This is a genomic window from Fibrobacter sp. UBA7003, from assembly GCA_002449765.1.
GTDB lineage: Bacteria > Fibrobacterota > Fibrobacteria > Fibrobacterales > Fibrobacteraceae > Fibrobacter.
In genome coordinates this window covers 85,175-102,965 of sequence record DJXN01000002.1, presented here as the reverse complement: position 1 = coordinate 102,965, position 17,791 = coordinate 85,175, and the positions used below count along the sequence as shown (strand labels likewise).

Below are 17,791 nucleotides of genomic sequence, written 5' to 3'. Positions count from 1 at the left end.
TGTGAGGTGCGTAATGTGAAATTTAATGGATGCGCTCACTTTCGACGTAGTATTTTGATTTAAATTCGTCTTCGGTGTAGATTGTCTTTTTATCCTTTTCGTCGCGGCAGTCGAAAGTTTTCGTTTCGTCGTTGGTCGATTGGAAACAGGTGACGTCGTCTTCACAATAGTACGTGTCCGTGCACGCCGGATACGACATGGTGCAATTCTCGAAGTTCCCGGCAATCGCATCTTCCTCGTTTTCGCAATCGTAGAAAATACCATATTCGGGGCATGTCTGTTCAAGGTCGCAGGCAATCTGCTCCTTGCTGTCGCTGGACGAATCGTCACTACAGCCGCTCCAGAGCATGGAGCACAGGCTCAATAGGATTTTTTTCCAATGCTTTTTTATCATATTTTTCGTCTTTCGTCTATTTCTCCATGCACTTGTTGATGCGTTCTTCGATTTCCTTCATCTTGTCTTCGTAGACCTTCTGGAGTTCTTCGTCCAGGGCAGGCTTGTTCGCTTCCCACTCTTCCTGCATCTTGAGGAACCTGGCGTATTCTTCGCTGGGCCTGGTAGAGCCATCGCTGCAGGATTCTACCGCATTATTGATGACGGTCGGGGCGCCGTAAAGGGCTACGAACATGTCAAGTTCCCTGCGCAAGTTCTCGAGGCACATGGGCGTTTCTGCCAGGGTCTGCTTGATGGAATCAATCTTGTCTACGGCATCGTGCTTGGCCTGTTCCTCTTTCCACATCTTTTGGGTGTTTGCGCTGTAATCTGTAGCGAAATATGCGACACTGGAATCCATGGGTACACACGTGAAGTCTACTTCTACGCCGTAGGCGGGCATGATTTGTTCGAACACGCTGCTGGAACTTTCGGGTTTGGCCGCCTCGGAACTCGACGAAGCGGTTGTTTCGCTGGAACTGGACTGCGTGCCGTTTGCGTCGCTGCTTTCGGGGGCCTCCATGCAGTGGTTCGAATCGCAGGGCGGCGCTCCGTACATGGGCGCTTCATTAGGCGAGTTGTCGCAGCTGGCCCAGAAGAAAGCGGTCAACGTAAGTGCAATTTTTTTCCAATGCTTGTAGAACATGTTTCCTCCTAAATTATGTTTTGTGATTAATCCTGCTTTTCCGGACAGTCGATGATGGGGTGACAGCCTGCAAGCGAATCCAGTTCTTCGGAAATGTTCGGGTTCCGTTCGATGCAGACGTCACCATTTTCTGTGCAGTTTATGGCTTTTCCGCTGCCGGCCTTCGGGGCGAATACCTGGACTCCTTCGGGGAGCTCGACGCCTTCCGCACCCGCAGCAGAGGGGTCCCTCAGGTACTTGTTGCCGTCGGTGCAGTCGATAATCTTGAACACCTTGCCCGAATCGTTCGTTGCGGTATCGTTGTAGCAAAGGACTCCCTGTTCGATAATGACTGGAGCCTCTACCCCATAAAGGCAAACCGCACCCCCTATAGAGTCGGATGGCATTACCTGAACGCCATATTCGGGAGCAAACATAGAAACTTCATCGCTGGAGCCGTCGTCTCCGCAGCTGGCCCAAAAGAGCCCGGCCAGCGCAAGTGCAATCTTTTTCCAATGTTCGTAGAACATGTTTCCTCCTTTCTGCCACTGAGGGCATTCCGAATACTTTAAATATATACAAAATAAAAGCCCCCCGCAACGGCAGGTGGCTTTTGCGTGATAAAAGATGCGGTTTTTTGTTTAATTCTTGAATTTTACCGCTGTCCCGTAGGCGATAATTTCGGCAGAGCCGGCCATTACGGATGCCGTAGCGAATCGCACGTTCACGATGGCGTCTGCTCCGACGGCGGCCGCTTCGCGCGTCATGCGTTCGATGGCGATGTTGCGTGCGTCGTTGAGCATTTCGGTGTAGCCGGCAATTTCGCCGCCGATAATCGTCTTGAGGCCGGCAAATACGTCGCGGACCACGTTCTTGCTGAAGACCACGCTTCCACGCACCATCTGGAGGGTTTCGAATTCTTTGCCGCTGATAAAGTCTGTCGTGTAGAGCTTCATTGTTGTCTCCTTTTTTTATCGACTAAAAAAGATGTTTGTCTCACAGCGTGTTTTGGAACTGGTGGAACTTCTCGAGGAGTTCCGCGTACGTCTTTGTGGCCTCGAGCTGCGGGAACTGCGCCACGATAGAGTCCGGCGCGCAGAAGAAGCACCCCTTGTCGGCCTGCTTGAGCATGCCCGTGTCGTTGAAGGAGTCGCCCGAAGCGAACACCTTGAAGTTCAGCTCCTGCAGGTGCTTTACGACCTTCGTCTTCTGGTCGCTCATGCGCAGGTGGTAGCCCCTGATGCGGTCGTTTTCCACCACGAGATTGTGGCAGAAGATGGTCGGAAATCCGAGGTTCTTCATGATGGGGTAGGCGAATTCCTGGAACGTGTCCGAAAGGATAATTACCTGCGTCTCGTCGCGGAGCTTGTCCATGAAGTCGCGCGCGCCGTCCAGAAGCCCGAGGTTCGCGATGACGTTCTGGATGTCCGAGAGCTTGATGCCCTCGCGGTCGAGAATGGCGATGCGGCCCTTCATGAGCACGTCGTAGTCGGGGATGTCGCGCGTGGTGAGTCGCAGGTCCGCGATACCCGTCTTCTCGGCGACGGCAATCCAGATTTCGGGGGCGAGGACACCTTCAAGGTCCAGGGTAACGACACATTGCTTCGTAAACATACGGCTATTTCTTTCTCTCGTTTATAATCTCGCGCAAGTCCGCAACCGTAATCTGGTACGGCGTGCGGCAGAAATCGCAGACGACTTCCAGCTCCTTGCCCTCGGCTTCGAGTTCCTGCAGGTCTTTGAGAGGAAGCGTTGCGAGTGTTGCCACCATGCGTTCGCGGCTGCAGGGGCAGTAGGCCTTCGGGTCGATTTCCTTCACGATGTCGATTTCGTAGGGCCCGCGCAGCTGGTCCAGCAACTCGTCCAGGTCAAAACCTTCGGGCGTGTTCATGTCCTTGAACTTCGGCAGGTTCTGCACGATGACTTCGATGAGGTTGATATCCTTGTCCTCGAGGTCGGGGAAAGCCTCGATGTAGAAACCCGCGGCGTAGTCGAGCTTGCTCGGGTCTTCGCGGTTGAATGCCGCCTCGATGCCCACGGCGGAGCGGATCTGCTCGGACTGCAGCAGGTAGGTGGCGAGGTTCTGGCCCATCGAAACGGCGGGCGCCTCGATGATGCTCTCGTGGACACGCTTGCCCTGCTCGTTCAGTTTCACGACCTGCACGCTCTGCGGGATGAGCGCGGGCTCGTTACCGCCGACGGCCTGGAGTTCGGCCTGTGGGATCATCGCGCGCACAAGCCCCATCGGCGTCGTGTCGGAAGAAACCTTCGTGATTTCACCGCCAAAGCGCGTAGTCAGCGAGACCGTGCCCGCGTACTTGAGGCTTGCGCTCAGGAAAATGCTTGCGATGGAGTTTTCGGCCAAAAGCTTGAGGGCGAACCCCTGTGCGTTGTGCTGCTTGCCGATTTCGTTCATCGTCGCGGTCAAGTCGACGACAATCAGGCGGAAGGGCGTTTTTTGGCCCGTGGCGCGGATAATGCGGTCCTTGAAATTCATGGGCACAAATGTAGTAAATTTTACCCATGTGGGGGAGGCATCCCCCTAGTTGCAGACGCCTTGTCCGCGGCACATTTCGGTTGTCATCCCCGCGCAATTCTCGTCATCCCCGCGCAGGCGGGTGGACAGCACTTAGCACTTTAGTGCTTAGTGCGCGTGGCCACCAAGGTGGGGATCTTTTCAAGCAGGTCCAGACCTGCTTTTCGTTAAAGAGTTTGCTTCGAGGTTCATTTCGCACTCCTTTACAGACCGCTCGTTCGTCGTCTCGGTTTAAGAACCTCCGGTTCCTCACTCGCTCTCGCCAACACGGCACGCTTGCGCAGTGCCGCTTTTGGCTCACAACAATCACTTTGTCACCCTGGAGGGCTGCAAGCCCGATAGGGTCCACTAGGCATGTTTTATTCGGCTTGATTTTCAACCATCACGCAGCGAACGGAGAGGCCATACAACTTAACGTCTCTTCTATCTCTATTTGGTGCAGATTCTGTCAAAGCAGACACAACACCAAAGTGAGCATGAGTAGCTTCCATTCCCTCAAATTCTTCGGGCAAATACCAATAAGCATTTTCTTTCAAGCTATCAAACCCACCCTTTTTGGTTCTCTTGCCTGCGCCAACCAAGGAGAAACCGCTGCTGTTCGTTCCGCTGAAACCATATGTGGAGCGCAACCCCTTTATGCCATCATTATTGATATCCTCATACCCTCTCACGACACAATAGTCATCATAAGTAAACAGCCTCCAGCCATCGGGGCAGATTCCCTGATGGTTTTCCTGAATCAGATCGTCACAGCTTTCGGTATTGCAGCGGCTCGGCAGCTGCATCATCTCGGCCCACTGGTAGAGGCCACCGAACTCGTCGCACTTGGTAGTATCGTTGTTGTAGCAGTAGCGCTCTATCTTGGTGTCATCATTCTGGTCGTTTTCGCCGAGCACCATATCGCCAATGTTCAAGTTCTCGGCCATTACGGTAACGGAATAACCCTTATATTCTGAATAAATCGTTATGTAGTAGTAGCTACGGCCATTACGCGGATCAGTGAATGTTTTATATCCATCATCTTCAAATTTCTGGTATCCGAGAGTTTTTGCATGGTCAAACGGCACATATTCGCTGCTGCTCGACACGCTAGAACTCGATTTCGCACTGCTGCTTGACAGATCCTCGACCGGAGCCGAGGATGACGAACGCACGGAGCTGCTGGACAGATCCTCGACCGGAGTCGAGGATGACGAACGCACGGAGCTGCTGGACAGATCCTCGACCGGAGTCGAGGATGACGAACGCACCGAGCTACTCGACTGCGGTGTGACGCTCTCACTGCTCGACGAGGTGGGTTCATCGTCACGCGGGGCGAAACTGCTTTCATCGTCTCCGCAGGCGACAACGAAAAACGCCAAGAGAAGAGCGAATAAAAAATGCATAAATCCTCCAAATCCTTTTTATCTCAAATATACTTTTTGTTAGTCGACGTTTGCTTGCCAATTGTTTCCACTATGTAAAAAAATCACGTAAACAAAAAATTTTTGGCTCATTTTGGCCGCGAAACCGTTTTATAGTATAGATAGGGTCTTCCTTATCCGCCTTTGCGGGGGCGTTCCCGCTATAAAATGGAATAAAATGACAAGAGAGGAATTCCTCGCCATGGTCAAGGATGTACACGAGCACCCCGAGCATCTGGCGAAATATCGTAAGAAGTATAAGAACGTCTACCCGTTCAGCGACGGCATTTTCAAGATGCTTATGGCGAACGAGGCAAAGCCGCAGCGCACCGTGAAATTCTTAAACGCCATGCTCGGGCTCAACGGCCGCAAGGCAATCAAGACATACACGCTGGGCGTACCCGAGAACCCGGGTGTGCTCAACGACAAGACCGCCATCTTCGACATCTACGGCACGACACAGGCGGGTGAGCCGGTGCTCATCGAGGTGCAGCAGACATTCAATAAACTGTTCGTTGACAGGCTCATCTACTACACCGGCCGAGTCGTCTCGCGCACTGTCAAGAAGTCGCAGGACTACAAGCTGCCGCACATCTACGTGCTCTCGCTTTTGACCGAGAACCAGTTCCCGAAAGAACCGAACACCTACCTGCACCATGTGCAAATAGTGCGCAATCAGTGTATTTTCTACAATAAGCTGGATATCTACCTGGTCGAGATCGAGAAGTTCTTTGCCATCGACAAGCGCACCCCGCCGAGCAAGCGTGAAACGACCGACAGGGCCGAAATGCTGCGCCTGTTCCGCGACGTGCTCGAGGAAAACGAAATCCAAGAAGAAAAGCTGAAGAAACTGCTTGACAAGGACTTTATGAAAGATGTATCTTTAGTAGGGTACACTGACGAAACACTCCTGAACGAGGTTGACGGAATGACGAACATTATTTATGAGAAGCAGGGCTCGTACCTGCAGGCTAAGGAAGATGATGCCCTCGCAATGCTTGCCCGAAATTATTCCGTTGATGATATCGTGGCAATCACCAAGCTCCCGAAGCAGGAAGTGGTCAAGCTGAAGCGGCAGGCAGCGAAAGAACTGGAGATGGCATAACTCGCACAACAGAATACTTTATGCCCGTTCCCTGAACGGGTTTTTCTGTACAACGCCTTTTTTTATTATTTTCTTGAAAAAAGAGGTTCAATATGCAGATTCTTTTCCTTATGGCCGATGGCTTTGAAGAAACCGAGTTCGTCACGCCGTTCGACTACCTGCAGCGTGCGGGTTTCGAGGTGGCGCTTGCGAGCGTCTCGGGAGATTCGTTCGTGACGGGTGCCCACGGGCTCAAGATTGCGGCCGATTTTGCGCTTTCGGGTGCCGATACCGCCAAGTTCGATGCCGTTCTCCTGCCGGGTGGCGGCCCCGGCGTGCAGCGCCTCAAGGCATCTGCCGACGTGGAACGCGTCGTTTGCGACTTCAACGACAAGAACAAGTGGATTTTCGCCATCTGCGCAGCCCCGCTCGTGCTGAGCAAGGCCGGGCTTCTTGTGGACCGCACGGCGACATGCTTCCCGGGCTGCGTGGAGGAACTGGTCTGCAACAAGTTTGTGGAAGACCGCGTGGTGGTGGACGGCAATATCGTCACGAGCCGCGGGGCCGGAACCGCCGAGGAATTCGCGTTCGAGTGCATCGCGCAGCTGGGCGGGCGCGATTTGTCCGAAAAAATCCGCAAGCAGGTCGTGGCCCGCTAGGCGTTTTTGTATATTGTTCATATAAACAACAAACGAGGAATTTATGAAGTTTACTCATGCTTTGATTCTTGCAAGTTCGCTCGCATTTTTCGCTTGCGGTGATGATGAATCCTCCACCGGTCCGAGCAATAACGATACTGCGGACTGCTCCGTGACCGACGGCGTGAAGGTCGTTTCCCCGAAGGGCGGCGAGGAATTCAAGGTGGGCGAGACCATCAAGGTCGTGTTCGGCTCCGACATGGATTTTGGCGGCTTCGGTGTTGAGCTCCGCTTCGACGAGGGCGCGAAGAAGGTGAACCTGCTCGAAGAAAGCATCGACGACGCTGTAATCGATGGCAAGACCTGCAACGAGTACAGCATCAAGCTGGATGCCGAGGGCATTGTTGCGGCAGACGACGCCTACATCTACGTCTACCCGTATTCCAAGCAGTCCAAGGCGGGCAAGTCCGGGACCTTCAAGGTCAAGGAGTAATGACCCCTCGCTTCGACGACAATAGCATCACCGTGGCCATCGTGGGCTGCGGTGGTTTTATCGGTAGCCATTTGCTCGACGCCGTGTTGGAACGTACCCGCTGGCGCGTTTTTGGCGTGGATCTCGATTTCTACAGGCTGCAACACCGCTTGAACCATGAGCGGTGCGAGTTCCTGTGTGCGGATTTGGCCGACCCTGCCGTCGTGGAGCGCATCGCGCAGTTCCCGCTGGTGGTGAACTTGGCGGCGATTTGTACGCCGAGCCGTTACATGGGGGAGGCGTGCGAGGTTATCCGGAGCAACTATGACCATCCGGCGGCTTTGGCCGAGGCGTGCGCGAAGAGCGGGGCCTGGCTCGTGCATTTTTCCACGTCTGAGATTTACGGGAAGACTGCTGCCGAATCGGGCGAGCTGGTGGAAGATTCGACGCCTGCCGTGTTCGGGCCCGTTACCGCGAGCCGCTGGAGCTACGCGACGGCGAAACTCCTGGCGGAACGGTTTATTGCGGGGCTACCGGGATTGCGCTGGACTGTGGTTCGCCCGTTCAATTTTGTCGGGCCGTACATGGACTTTATGCCGGGCGTGGACGGCGAGGGAATCCCGCGGGTGCTCGCGAATTTTTCGACGGCGCTTTTGCGAGGCGAACCCCTGAAGCTCGTGAATGGCGGTAAGGCGAAGCGCTGCTTTACCAGCGTGCACGACGCGATTGATTTCTTGTTTGCGCTGTTCGATGCTGGGCTTGGATGCGCGTTGAGTTTTGGTGTCGGTGATTCGCCGGATGCTGGTTGTAAAACCGCGGCGGGCGCTGGTCACTCGGGTCGAGATGCCGCGGGTGTATCGAAGGTAGGTTCTGCGCCTGGTGCTAGCGAATTGAAGGTAGGTGCCGCGCCGAATGCTGGTGAATTGAAGGTAGGTGCCGCGCCGGACGCTGGTGTATTCTCGCAGGCGTTCAATGTGGGGAATGCGGAGAACGAGGTTTCGATTGCGGAACTGGCGCAGAAAATGCGCGCGATTTTCGCGAAGGTGCGCGGGGTCGATGTCTCTACGCTGCCGGAACCGCAAAGCGTTTCGGGCGAGGAATACTACGGCGCGGGTTACGATGATTCGATGCGTCGCATGCCCTCGGTTGCGAAGGCCGAGCGCCTGCTCGGGTTCAGGGCGCGCATCCCGCTCGACACGGCTCTGGAAGAATCGCTTTCCTGGTTCGTGAAGCATTATTCCGTTTAACAATGATTCCCGACTACTTCATTTTTGTATCTGCATTCAACGTCGCTGCGACTCTCGCCGGCGTACTGGGGCGCATTCCTCCCGCGGTCATGGAACGCGCGCAGGTGCTCGTGATTGACGACGGCTCGAAGGACGATACGCGCGGGGCTTACGAAACGTTTGTCGGTGCAGTTTATGACGCAAACCGCGCATCTCCAAACACGAACGGCGCAGTTCCTAACACGAAATATGCTGCGCACCTTGAGTACTTGCGCTTTGAGTTCAATCGCGGTTACGGCGCTGTGGTCAAGAGAGGTATTTCCGAGGGGTTCCGCTCCGGTGCAAAATACATCGCTTGCCTGCATGGCGACGGGCAGTACCCTGCAGAACAACTTGGCGAATTCTTCGCGCATCTTGAAACAGCGGACATTTCCTCCGCGGGCAATTCTCCCGCAATCGCTCTGGTGCAAGGCTCGCGCCGCCTCGTCCCGGGGGCAGCCCGTGCCGGCAACATGCCACTCCACAAGCGTATCGGCGGCGCATTTCTCACTGCGCTCGAGAACATCGCCTTCCGGCAGAAACTTACGGACCGCCACAGCGGTTTCATTGTCTACAATGCGGAATTTTTGAAGACGCTTGACCTCGCGAAACTCAGCCCGAGCTTCGACATCGACCTGGAAATCATCTCCATCGCCGACGCCCGCGGGTGGCGACTGGCCGAACTCCCGATACCCACGCGCTATGCCGGCGAAAAATCCAACCTGAACGTCGTTACCTACGGCCTGCGCGTCTTGCGGCAAATCGCACGCCGTATTTGCATGCGGTAAGGCGACCATCGCGCATCTCGCGCTCCCTACGCCCAAATCGAGCCCCAATCGCATCAAAATCGCCCTGTTTTTCCAAACTTTCTGCCAACTGTATGTTTTTTTTACATTCTCCGACGTGACCTGCCTCGCCAAAAGGAGAAAGTATGAAAAAGCCCCTTCTTGCATTACTCGTCGCTTCTGTCGCCCTTCTTTCGGGCTGCGCAAAGACCATGCAACTGAACGATCCTGCGCTCTACGACCAGTACCTCACCAGGACCTACAACCAGCCTCACCATGTGTGCTACAACGCGGTCATCAGGACCTTTGTGGGCAGGGGAGTCGAGCTTACCAAGGCCGACCCGATGGCGGGCCGAATCGTGACGGAAAGGCACCTCGCCATGCTCTACGCCGGGTACGGGATGGTCGGCACGGTATCGCACCGTTATTACATCGACGTGACGGGCGACAAGAAGCGGTGCACCATCAAGGTCACCAAGTATAAGGCCTGGAAGGGCGACAACGAAGTTCCCTATGTGGATGTCGACCAGATTTACAACTACTACTGGGCGCCCCTGTTCGGAGGTTTCGAGAGCAACTTCGAAGAAGACGAAGACGACGCCATCCGCTCCAGCAAGGATCTCGATGCGGTCATAAACCAGCACTACCAGGAACTTGACGACATCTACAAGCAGTACAAAAAAGACACGAAAAAGAAGTTCGAGGGCCGTGTCATGCTGAAGTTCACCATCGCGGCAAGCGGGAACATCATCGACATCTCTATCGAGGGCACGACGACAGGCGAACTTGATTTTGACCAGCAAATCAAGGAGGCCGTCAGCAAATGGGACTTTGGCGAGATTCCGGGGAGCAACAACAAGACTCTGATTGTCCCGTTCGATTTCTCGGACGCTGCAGGCGATTCCGGCAAAAAAGGTGGACGTCGGGTCAAGGGCGACGGCGATAAGCTTGGCGGTTTCGCGAAGAACGGCAGCGGGGGTATCAGTGACGCGAATGTGGGCGGCCACGCGACTGCGCAGGAGAATGAAGTCAAGGCCAAGGGCCCCCGCTCGGCTGCCGACATCATGAAGGTCGTGAAGAATCGCACACCGGCGCTCAGGAACATCTACAACAGGTACAGGGAAAGCGACCCGAGTTTCGAGGGCAGAGTCGTCCTGAAGTTTACGATTGGCCCGGAAGGCAAGGTCGTTTCGATGTCGATCAAGTCTTCTACGTCGAACAACGCCAAGTTTGACGAAGAAATCAAGAAGAAAGTCAGTGAATGGAACTTTGGCGAGGCCGATGCCGGCAACACCACGGTGACAATCCCGTTTGTCTTCTCGGAATAAATTTCGCGTTATGCGTACAAAGTAAGGAGCCACAAATGCGACTTCTGGCAACGATCTTTCTTTTGCTCGTATGCGCTTCGGGTGCATTTGCGACGCATGTCGCCGTGCTCGAGACGGGCGTAGACCCTGCGGTAAAGAAGAAGGTGACGCTTTCCGACAGGCAGTACCTCACGAACGTATTGCGCGAGGAGGCGGTGAAGCAACTCCCCGCAGAAGACGGCTACACCATCATGACGCGCGATAACATCAGTGCGATGCTCCCGCCGGGGAAGGCCATCGAGGACTGCGAGGGCACATGCCTTGCGGAAACGGGCCGGAACATTTCTGCCGATTTCGTGTGCCAGGCACGCGTGAGCAGCTTCGGCTCGAAACTTGCCCTCTCGGCAGAAATCTACGAGACTGCGGGCAACAAACTTGTAGCGAGTTTCAACGGGCGCGGCAAGAATGTGGAGGCTCTCCTGAAGGTCATCAAGGAGAACGCCCCGGATTTCTTCGGCAAGGTGAAATCCAACAGGGATGCAGGTTCCGGCGGTATTGACGAGGTCGGCAGCCTTGATCCCGATGCAAATGAAGATGCGGACAAAGTAAAGGTCGCTCGCGCTAAGGACGTGCAGTTTGGCGATGATGACGACGATGACATGCCCCGGTCGAACAAGCCCATTAACGATGTCCCTGCGGTGAAAAGCACCCAGAACAGGGTATGGATCCGTTGGGGGCTTATTGGTGGCGGAAGCGTTTTGCTCACGACGGGTATAGTGCTGGCAACTATGGGGAGCACTGACACCACGACCGAATATGATTACGAGACATTTGAGGAGAAAACCGTTGATAACGGCAATGGCACAAAACTCGGCATCGGGATTGCCTTGTCCATCATCGGAGCCGCCGGTATCGTCGTCGGATTCTGCTTCTAGCCGTGGTGCTTGTCGTGGTTGGGGCAGCCGCAGCCGCCCTTGCCGTCGCAGTTTTCCTTGTGGCCTTCGCCGCCGCATTCGCACTCGTGGCCTTCCTCGCCACATTTGCATTCGCCATCGCCCTTGCCGCCACAGCAGCAGTGGTGGCCTTGCGGGTTGAGTTCCTCTTCGGTAGCCTCGCGCACGCTCACGACCTCGATGGCGAAGTTCAGGTTCTTGCCCGCGAGTTCGTGGTTCGCGTCGATGATGGCCTTGTCGCCCGCGACGGACTTCACGCGGATGGGCATCGGGCCCATGGGCGTCTGAGCATAGAACATCATGCCGGGTTCCACCTTGTCAACTCCCTGGAACACGTCGACCGGGACTTCCTGCGTCATGCGCTCGTCGTATTCGCCGTAGCCTTCGGCGGGGATGACCTTCACATCGAACTTGTCGCCGACTTCGTGACCGACCATCGCGTTCTCGAGCCCCACGACGATCATGTGTGCGCCCTGGATGTACTGGAGCGGTTCGCGGCCTTCAGAGGAATCGATGACGGCTCCTTCGTCGGAGGTGAGGGTGTAGTGCATCTGGACGACGGTCTTATCGGCGATTTTCATGGTGTTCCTTTGGCCCTGAGTCTGGGCGGTGAAAATTATAGGCGCAATATAGAAAAATTAGACCTTCTTGCGGTCGTGCCACACGCTTTCGTTGAATAGCTGGCCTTCGGAAAGCCCGTATTTTTCTTCGACGCCGGCGAGGCGGATGGCCTCGTCGATGGATATTTTCCCGCGGATGGCCTGCGTGTAGATGAGCGCCTTCTTGCGCACTGTTGCTGCGTCTTCCTGGAGCATTTCGAGGCGGAAATGGTTCACTCCGGCGGCGCGTAAATCCGGCAATAATTTCAGGGCGGATTGCGGCTTGCCTACGAACAGTGTGTTGCGGCATTCCGCGTCGCTCTGCAGAAAGTGACGTTCGCCCTTGTGGTCGAGAATTTCAACCTTGTGCTGGGTGCAAATCTTGCCGCATTCGGGGAACCGCCTGCCGGTAGTGAGCGCGCGGGCAAACGCGCAGTATTCGGAATGGAAGGCGGGCATGTACTGGTGGAGCGTGAGTTCCATGCGGCTCCCGTCGATATCGCCTAGCAGGTCGAAAAGCTGCGTGGAGTTCAGGTCCCACGAGGGGTGGAGCGTCTGCAGCCCCTGTGACAGGAGCCAGTCGTAACTCAGGCTATTTGCGGCATTTAGGCTGTAGTCGCCTGCGAGCGGAATGCCACTTTCCTTGAGGATGGAGAGCGCACCGAGGTTACGGACCAGCGCAAAGTCGGGGCAAAGCCGCAGGATGTTCTTGAGGTAGTGGCTTTCGCCCGGTTTGTGGATGCGGAGCGTGGCCATACCTGCCCTGAAACCGAGTTCGCGAATCTGTTCCTGCGGCTCGTCGTATTTTACGCCCCAGTCGAAATCCATGACAACGTTGTCTATGTCGAGGCCTTCGAGCGCAGGAATTTGCTCGGGGCTGCGGACGAGTACCGAAATAACCGGGCGCGCAGCAGTGGGCGCAACTTTCGTGCCAAACTTCACGCTGTTGAGGAGGGCACGGCCCGCATTGGCGCTCGGGTTCAGCTCGTGCCATATGCAGCGTTCGTTGTCAAGCGCTTCTATCGCCTTCTGGCGGAGCGTGCGGAGCATCTTTCCGGGGATGAAGGCTCCGCGTTCGACGTCAATTTCTAGATCCCTGAGGCTGTAGGCGGTCGCACTCAGGCCCGAAAGTTCCTTCTGTGCGAGGTCGCGCAGTTTATCGCCCATGTCACCGTTCTTCGCGGCTTCGAGCACCGTGTCACTTTCGATTTCAACGCGGTTGCGCGGTACATCGTAGACGGCGAGCTTGAGCACATTGCCGATGCTTCCCGAAAGTTCCATCTTCACGGGAATGCGCTTCGCCTGCTCGCGGTCGGTAAACGTCTTGCGCAGTTCCTTTTCCAGCGCAGGGGAATCATTCCTGTACACCTTCATCCCACGGGCGACCTGCCGCGTGTCGAAATCGCGCCCGAATTCTATTTTCAGGAGTTGCGGGCCGCAGCCGCGCGTAGATGGCTTGCCTTTGTACTCGTGCACGACTTGCGAGGCGTAGAGTCTCGCACCGGCGCTTTGAGCGAATCTCGGTTCCTCGAAGAGGATTCCGTCACCCGGCCGCGGCATCATATCCGCAAGAACATTTTCATCCAGTTCCACCACGACACACCCGCGCTCCACGCGTACGACCGTCCCGAGGAACATCCCGTGATGGTTGCTGAACGTGCCGTCCACGAGTTCCTGGTGGTTGTCCCCGTCGAGCCAGCCCGTGCGTAGTCCGCGGCTGAACAGCACTTCGAGCGGCGCCATGTCTTTGCCTTCGAGCGGGATGCGGCCAAGCGCCTTGCGGTAGGCGCTTGCGACCGCCGCTACGTATTCCGGGCTCTTGAGGCGGCCTTCCACCTTGAGCGAGCTCACGCCGATTTCTTCAAGTTCGCCGAGTCGCGGGAGGGCGCACAAATCGTGCGGACTGAACAGGTATTGCGCATCCGTATCGCGGTATTCCTTGCCGTCCACGAATATGCGATAGGGGAGCCTGCAGCTCTGGGCGCACTGCCCGCGGTTTGCGCTGCGACCGCCGAAATTCTCGCTGGTGAGGCACTGCCCCGAATAGCTCACGCATAGCGCGCCGTGAATGAACACTTCGAGCTCGAGCGGGGTCGCTTCCTTGATGCGGGCGATTTCCTTGAGCGAAAGTTCGCGGGCGAGCACGGCGCGGTTGAACCCCAGTTTTGCCGCCAGGTTCACGCTTTCGGCGCTCGCGAGCGTCATCTGCGTGCTCGCGTGAATTTCCTGCGTGGGCGCGATGGCGCGTATCAGGCGCGCAAGCCCGATATCCTGGATGATGAAGGCGTCCGGTTCCAGCGAAATCACCTTCGCGAGGAATTCCGGCAACTCTCGCAGTTCGCGCTCGAATACGAGAACGTTCATCGCAAGGAACGTGCGCACGCCGCGTACCCTCGCATACCGGATCATCTCGCCGACGTCTTCGAGCGAAAAGTCCTCGGTGCGCCCGCGCGCGTTCCAGTGCGGAACCCCGAAATAAACGGCATCGGCGCCGTTAGCGACGGCGGCCTCGAGCATCTCGCGCGTACCCACGGGCAAGAGAAGTTCCGGAGATGGCCTAGTATTCGAATTCATTTTATCAAAGATAGTTTTTTCATCTTCGCAGGGCGCTTTATGTCTACACGATATCTTCGAGCTTGTATCCGAATTTTACGACGGCTCCGGATTCGCGTACCATGAGGACCTTGCGGTGGGCGAGCCCCTCGAGGATAGCCTCGTCCAGCCGATCCTGGATGTCTTCGGGGCTGCCTTCGAACGAAATTTCCTCGATTCCGTTAGGGAAAACTTCTTCCGCCCAGTCGCGTGCTGCCTTGTTGCCCGCTTGCGTGATGACGGCCACTACGGTGTAATCCGGGTCCATCTCGTAGAGGGCTTCGTGGATGAATGTGTCGTCATCAGGTGTGTTTGCCTTGCTGGTGAACAATCTCGGCAGGCCAAAGGGGGGAACATTCGCATCTTTTACCGAAACGGAACCCTCGAAACCCTGAGCGACGAACCATGACCAGATTTTGTCAATCATAATACCCTTTTTTAAAGCTGATGGACTTTATTCTCTTTATTTATAATTAAATTTCGGCTATGAAAAAATTTTTCGCTATTTTGGCAATAACAGGTTGTTTTCTGGGACTTAGCGCTTGCGCTGATCAAGAAATGAACAATGAAATCGCACGGCTTACAGCGAACAAGGTCGAAATGGAACGCCAAATCCAGGCGATGCAGCAGGAACTTGATTCGCTGAAGCGTCAGAATGCGAAACTGGCGAGCGAACTATCCGCGCTGGACATGAACTAGCCCGGCGCAGAAGCCTTTAAGTTTTTTATTGCTCAATCCAGTTCATGCGGCCGGTAAAGCGCACTTCTTCGGGGACAACCTGGAAGGTGCAGCTGATTTCGACGGCGGCATTCTTCGGAAGCGCAGAAACACCCACGGCGGTACGCGCGTGCTTGCCGTTTTCACCGAGAATCTGGACGGCAAGTTCGCTTGCGCCGTTCAATACGGCGGGCTGTTCGTGGAAGTCGGCAGCGGACTGCACGAATCCCTGCATCTGCACTAGCTTGAGCGTTTCGCCGTGTTCGAGTTTCGTCATGGCGGCGGCGATGTTGTTGAGGAGGCAGACGCGTGCGGCCTCGGTCGCCTTTTCTGCAGAAAGTTCAGTCGGGACCGTACCCGTGTAGGCCGAAAAATCGCCCTTGACGCTCGGGAGCTGTCCTGAGACGACGATGGTGTCGCCGAAGCGAACGGCGGGAACGTATGCGGCAAGCGGTGCCGGGCATTGCGGGAGCGTAAGCGCCAGTTCTTCAATTCTCTTTTGAATATCCATTTTTTCTTCCTCTTGTCATCCCCGCAGAGGCGGAGATCTTTTTGTTAAACTTACTTCTTTTTAAACACCTTCGAGAAACAGAAGATGCATAGCCCGATGATGGCCGCCCACGAGGTGAGCATGAAAATGAGTCCGCCTGTCGTAAATTCTGCGTCCATGCTACTTCTCCTTTTTCTTCTTGTTTGCCAAGTGGTTGATGTATTCGTCCGACTTGCCGAGCGGCATCTTGTGGATGCTCGTGTCACGACCCATTTCGGCGGTGCCGCCCTTGCGCCAAGCATAGGCGATGGCGATATTCAGGAGCAGGACTATCAGGAGCATGAAGCCGCGGAAAGCCCAGGTGAAGTGGAGCTTCGAGAATTCTCCCCCGAGGAACGTCACTTTGGCATCGGCGGGAATGTTGCTCAGTGTGATGAGCGGGAGACCGTCGGTGAATGTGAACGAAACGAGCAGGATAATCAGGTAGGCCGGACAAACATACTGGATGATGGGCCTGAAGAAGCGGGGGAGCTTGAGCTGCGAGCCCTCGTTCATCAGGGCGAAAGCCACGGATTCGCCGGGCTGCACAATCTGGGACTTCTTGCGACCGAGCACGAACGAGAAGATGATGGCCTGGATGGCGCCGAATACCACCAGCAGGAACGTGCCGCCCCAGAAGTCGAGCTCGTCGACCGTCCCCGCGGCAAGGCCGAAGATGGCGGTGAGGCTGCCGATGAAGATGATGGTGCTGATGGTTGTGACGGACTTCTTGCGGCTGAACTTGAGATCGTCTTCGCAGAAACTGATGAGCGGTTGGATGATGGAAATGGCGCTGGTGATGCCTGCAAAGAACAGGAGCGCGAACCAGAGTGTCTGCAACGCACCGCCGAGCGGAAGCGTTCCGAACACGTATGGCATGGTCTGGAATCCGAGGCCGAAGGTGCCGAGCTTCGCGCATTCCTCGATGTTGGCGCCTGCGATGATGACCGCGATGGGGATGACAACCGTACCGCCGATAATGATTTCGGCAAATCCGTTCGTGGCGCTAGCGGTAAGGGAAGAGAGCACTAGGTCTTCCTTGGGCTTGAGGTAGCTCGCATAGCACCAGATAATGCCCATGCCGAGGCTCATGGTGAAGAACACCTGACCCGCCGCCGCCATCCATACCTTGGGGTTGGCGAGTTCGCTGAAGTTCGGGTTCCACATGAAGGCGAGGCCCTTGCCGATGCCCGGGAGCGTTAGCACGCGGATTACGAGGATAATGCCCAAGAAGAGCAGGATGGGCATGCAGATTTTGTTCACCCGCTCGATACCCTTGCGCACGCCCAGGGCGAGAACGGTCATGTTGCAGGCGAACGTGATGAGGAAGAAGATGATGGCAGACGGGATGGGGCCCACGCATGTCTTGAGCATGATGAAGTCGCCGAAGAACTGCGTGACTGCGGCGCTACCCTGGGACGTGACTTCCATGAGCTTGCCCGTGAGAGAGTAGTAGGCGAACGCAAGGATCCACGACTGGATGAACACGTAGTAGAAGACGATGAAAATCGGTGGCAGGAGCCCGATGGAGCCGAGGTGCTTTGCCCAGGGCTTCTTCTTGTCGAAGATGATGTGGAGCGTGCTCGGGGCGGTGCCGTAGTTGTGGCGGCCCGCGTAGCGTCCGAGTGTCCATTCCATCCAGGCGAGCGGGATGCCGAGGAAAATAAAGGCGATAAGGTAGGGGATGATGAATGCGCCACCGCCGTTGGTGGCCGCCTGTACGGGGAATCGAAGGAAGTTGCCGAGCCCGACTGCCGAACCTGCGACAGCGAGGATGACTCCTATCTTGGAGCCCCAGTTTTCACGATTGTTTTGCATGCCTTAAAATTAAGACATTCTATGCGGTATGGCAA

At 55.8% G+C, this 17,791-nt stretch carries 20 protein-coding genes; 8 read left to right on the top strand and 12 right to left on the bottom strand.

What is annotated here, in order from left to right; genetic code table 11:
• Positions 1 to 22: 22 nt before the first annotated feature.
• The 7 genes from B2952_RS00935 to B2952_RS00905 all read right to left on the bottom strand — a co-directional run bounded on the left by B2952_RS00935 (position 23) and on the right by B2952_RS00905 (position 4,979).
• Entirely contained in the window at positions 23 to 394 is a 372-nt protein-coding gene (locus B2952_RS00935) for a hypothetical protein (RefSeq protein ID WP_290736145.1), read from the bottom strand.
• Positions 395 to 410: 16 nt separating this feature from the next.
• A complete protein-coding gene (locus B2952_RS00930) occupies positions 411 to 1,079 on the bottom strand; it encodes a hypothetical protein (protein WP_290736142.1) in 669 nt (222 codons plus the stop codon).
• 26 nt (positions 1,080 to 1,105) lie between these two features.
• Entirely contained in the window at positions 1,106 to 1,588 is a 483-nt protein-coding gene (locus tag B2952_RS00925; protein ID WP_173381537.1) for a hypothetical protein, read from the bottom strand.
• Positions 1,589 to 1,699: 111 nt separating this feature from the next.
• Positions 1,700 to 2,014: a YbjQ family protein gene (locus B2952_RS00920; protein WP_173381538.1), complete on the bottom strand. Its 315-nt coding sequence runs from the start codon at positions 2,012 to 2,014 to the stop codon at positions 1,700 to 1,702.
• A gap of 40 nt (positions 2,015 to 2,054) precedes the next feature.
• Positions 2,055 to 2,672 carry a bifunctional phosphoserine phosphatase/homoserine phosphotransferase ThrH gene (gene thrH, locus B2952_RS00915; RefSeq protein ID WP_290727093.1) on the bottom strand — a complete coding sequence of 206 codons (618 nt, stop codon included), beginning with the start codon at positions 2,670 to 2,672 and terminating at the stop codon, positions 2,055 to 2,057.
• 4 nt (positions 2,673 to 2,676) lie between these two features.
• A complete protein-coding gene (locus B2952_RS00910; protein WP_290736139.1) occupies positions 2,677 to 3,555 on the bottom strand; it encodes an Hsp33 family molecular chaperone HslO in 879 nt (292 codons plus the stop codon).
• 398 nt (positions 3,556 to 3,953) lie between these two features.
• Positions 3,954 to 4,979, bottom strand: a complete 1,026-nt coding sequence (locus B2952_RS00905; RefSeq protein WP_290781458.1) for an FISUMP domain-containing protein — start codon at positions 4,977 to 4,979, stop codon at positions 3,954 to 3,956.
• 196 nt (positions 4,980 to 5,175) lie between these two features.
• Between B2952_RS00905 and B2952_RS00900 the strand changes: the two genes are divergently transcribed.
• The 7 genes from B2952_RS00900 to B2952_RS00870 all read left to right on the top strand — a co-directional run bounded on the left by B2952_RS00900 (position 5,176) and on the right by B2952_RS00870 (position 11,483).
• The gene (locus tag B2952_RS00900) at positions 5,176 to 6,102 is read left to right on the top strand and encodes a PD-(D/E)XK nuclease family transposase (RefSeq protein ID WP_290736131.1); all 927 of its coding nucleotides are present in this window, start codon (positions 5,176 to 5,178) and stop codon (positions 6,100 to 6,102) included.
• A gap of 92 nt (positions 6,103 to 6,194) precedes the next feature.
• Complete coding sequence (locus tag B2952_RS00895) at positions 6,195 to 6,740, top strand: DJ-1 family glyoxalase III (RefSeq protein WP_290728227.1); 546 nt, start codon at positions 6,195 to 6,197, stop codon at positions 6,738 to 6,740.
• A 43-nt stretch (positions 6,741 to 6,783) separates the two neighbouring features.
• Positions 6,784 to 7,212, top strand: a complete 429-nt coding sequence (locus B2952_RS00890) for a hypothetical protein (RefSeq protein WP_097035422.1) — start codon at positions 6,784 to 6,786, stop codon at positions 7,210 to 7,212.
• The gene (locus B2952_RS00885; RefSeq protein WP_290736128.1) at positions 7,212 to 8,438 is read left to right on the top strand and encodes an NAD-dependent epimerase/dehydratase family protein; all 1,227 of its coding nucleotides are present in this window, start codon (positions 7,212 to 7,214) and stop codon (positions 8,436 to 8,438) included. The genes B2952_RS00890 and B2952_RS00885 overlap by 1 nt, the downstream gene beginning before the upstream one ends.
• A gap of 2 nt (positions 8,439 to 8,440) precedes the next feature.
• The gene (locus tag B2952_RS00880; protein ID WP_290736125.1) at positions 8,441 to 9,244 is read left to right on the top strand and encodes a glycosyltransferase family 2 protein; all 804 of its coding nucleotides are present in this window, start codon (positions 8,441 to 8,443) and stop codon (positions 9,242 to 9,244) included.
• A 143-nt stretch (positions 9,245 to 9,387) separates the two neighbouring features.
• Positions 9,388 to 10,569, top strand: a complete 1,182-nt coding sequence (locus B2952_RS00875; protein ID WP_173381546.1) for a TonB family protein — start codon at positions 9,388 to 9,390, stop codon at positions 10,567 to 10,569.
• A 35-nt stretch (positions 10,570 to 10,604) separates the two neighbouring features.
• On the top strand, positions 10,605 to 11,483 hold the full coding sequence (locus B2952_RS00870) for a hypothetical protein (RefSeq protein ID WP_290736122.1): 879 nt from the start codon (positions 10,605 to 10,607) through the stop codon (positions 11,481 to 11,483).
• Here the strand turns inward: B2952_RS00870 and B2952_RS00865 are convergent.
• The 3 genes from B2952_RS00865 to B2952_RS00855 are packed head-to-tail and all read right to left on the bottom strand — an operon-like array spanning position 11,480 to position 15,119.
• A complete protein-coding gene (locus B2952_RS00865; RefSeq protein WP_290736120.1) occupies positions 11,480 to 12,082 on the bottom strand; it encodes an FKBP-type peptidyl-prolyl cis-trans isomerase in 603 nt (200 codons plus the stop codon). The two genes, B2952_RS00870 and B2952_RS00865, sit on opposite strands and share 4 nt — an antisense overlap.
• 57 nt (positions 12,083 to 12,139) lie before the next feature.
• Positions 12,140 to 14,674: a U32 family peptidase gene (locus B2952_RS00860; RefSeq protein ID WP_290736117.1), complete on the bottom strand. Its 2,535-nt coding sequence runs from the start codon at positions 14,672 to 14,674 to the stop codon at positions 12,140 to 12,142.
• A gap of 43 nt (positions 14,675 to 14,717) precedes the next feature.
• Positions 14,718 to 15,119, bottom strand: coding sequence for a hypothetical protein (locus tag B2952_RS00855; protein WP_173381550.1), 402 nt, complete (start codon positions 15,117 to 15,119; stop codon positions 14,718 to 14,720).
• 131 nt (positions 15,120 to 15,250) lie between these two features.
• Between B2952_RS00855 and B2952_RS00850 the strand changes: the two genes are divergently transcribed.
• Positions 15,251 to 15,391: a hypothetical protein gene (locus B2952_RS00850; RefSeq protein ID WP_173366671.1), complete on the top strand. Its 141-nt coding sequence runs from the start codon at positions 15,251 to 15,253 to the stop codon at positions 15,389 to 15,391.
• A 25-nt stretch (positions 15,392 to 15,416) separates the two neighbouring features.
• Here B2952_RS00850 and B2952_RS00845 read toward each other — a convergent pair whose 3' ends face one another.
• Both B2952_RS00845 and B2952_RS00840 read right to left on the bottom strand, forming a co-directional pair.
• On the bottom strand, positions 15,417 to 15,920 hold the full coding sequence (locus B2952_RS00845) for a RidA family protein (RefSeq protein WP_173366670.1): 504 nt from the start codon (positions 15,918 to 15,920) through the stop codon (positions 15,417 to 15,419).
• A gap of 159 nt (positions 15,921 to 16,079) precedes the next feature.
• Positions 16,080 to 17,756 (bottom strand): sodium-dependent transporter, encoded by a 1,677-nt coding sequence (locus tag B2952_RS00840; protein ID WP_290727107.1) that lies wholly within the window; start codon positions 17,754 to 17,756, stop codon positions 16,080 to 16,082.
• Positions 17,757 to 17,791: the final 35 nt, after the last annotated feature.

Bases quoted from the DNA above. Each gene is read 5' to 3' on its own strand.
- B2952_RS00935 (WP_290736145.1), bottom strand. From the start codon at position 394: ATGATAAAAAAGCATTGGAAAAAAATCCTATTGAGCCTGTGCTCCATG.
- B2952_RS00865 (WP_290736120.1), bottom strand. From the start codon at position 12,082: ATGAAAATCGCCGATAAGACCGTCGTCCAGATGCACTACACCCTCACC.
- B2952_RS00930 (WP_290736142.1), bottom strand. From the start codon at position 1,079: ATGTTCTACAAGCATTGGAAAAAAATTGCACTTACGTTGACCGCTTTC.
- B2952_RS00875 (WP_173381546.1), top strand. From the start codon at position 9,388: ATGAAAAAGCCCCTTCTTGCATTACTCGTCGCTTCTGTCGCCCTTCTT.
- B2952_RS00845 (WP_173366670.1), bottom strand. From the start codon at position 15,920: ATGGATATTCAAAAGAGAATTGAAGAACTGGCGCTTACGCTCCCGCAA.
- B2952_RS00860 (WP_290736117.1), bottom strand. From the start codon at position 14,674: ATGAATTCGAATACTAGGCCATCTCCGGAACTTCTCTTGCCCGTGGGT.
- B2952_RS00895 (WP_290728227.1), top strand. From the start codon at position 6,195: ATGCAGATTCTTTTCCTTATGGCCGATGGCTTTGAAGAAACCGAGTTC.
- B2952_RS00910 (WP_290736139.1), bottom strand. From the start codon at position 3,555: ATGAATTTCAAGGACCGCATTATCCGCGCCACGGGCCAAAAAACGCCC.
- B2952_RS00905 (WP_290781458.1), bottom strand. From the start codon at position 4,979: ATGCATTTTTTATTCGCTCTTCTCTTGGCGTTTTTCGTTGTCGCCTGC.
- B2952_RS00850 (WP_173366671.1), top strand. From the start codon at position 15,251: ATGAACAATGAAATCGCACGGCTTACAGCGAACAAGGTCGAAATGGAA.
- B2952_RS00870 (WP_290736122.1), top strand. From the start codon at position 10,605: ATGCGACTTCTGGCAACGATCTTTCTTTTGCTCGTATGCGCTTCGGGT.
- B2952_RS00925 (WP_173381537.1), bottom strand. From the start codon at position 1,588: ATGTTCTACGAACATTGGAAAAAGATTGCACTTGCGCTGGCCGGGCTC.
- B2952_RS00880 (WP_290736125.1), top strand. From the start codon at position 8,441: ATGATTCCCGACTACTTCATTTTTGTATCTGCATTCAACGTCGCTGCG.
- B2952_RS00885 (WP_290736128.1), top strand. From the start codon at position 7,212: ATGACCCCTCGCTTCGACGACAATAGCATCACCGTGGCCATCGTGGGC.
- thrH (WP_290727093.1), bottom strand. From the start codon at position 2,672: ATGTTTACGAAGCAATGTGTCGTTACCCTGGACCTTGAAGGTGTCCTC.
- B2952_RS00900 (WP_290736131.1), top strand. From the start codon at position 5,176: ATGACAAGAGAGGAATTCCTCGCCATGGTCAAGGATGTACACGAGCAC.
- B2952_RS00920 (WP_173381538.1), bottom strand. From the start codon at position 2,014: ATGAAGCTCTACACGACAGACTTTATCAGCGGCAAAGAATTCGAAACC.
- B2952_RS00855 (WP_173381550.1), bottom strand. From the start codon at position 15,119: ATGATTGACAAAATCTGGTCATGGTTCGTCGCTCAGGGTTTCGAGGGT.
- B2952_RS00840 (WP_290727107.1), bottom strand. From the start codon at position 17,756: ATGCAAAACAATCGTGAAAACTGGGGCTCCAAGATAGGAGTCATCCTC.
- B2952_RS00890 (WP_097035422.1), top strand. From the start codon at position 6,784: ATGAAGTTTACTCATGCTTTGATTCTTGCAAGTTCGCTCGCATTTTTC.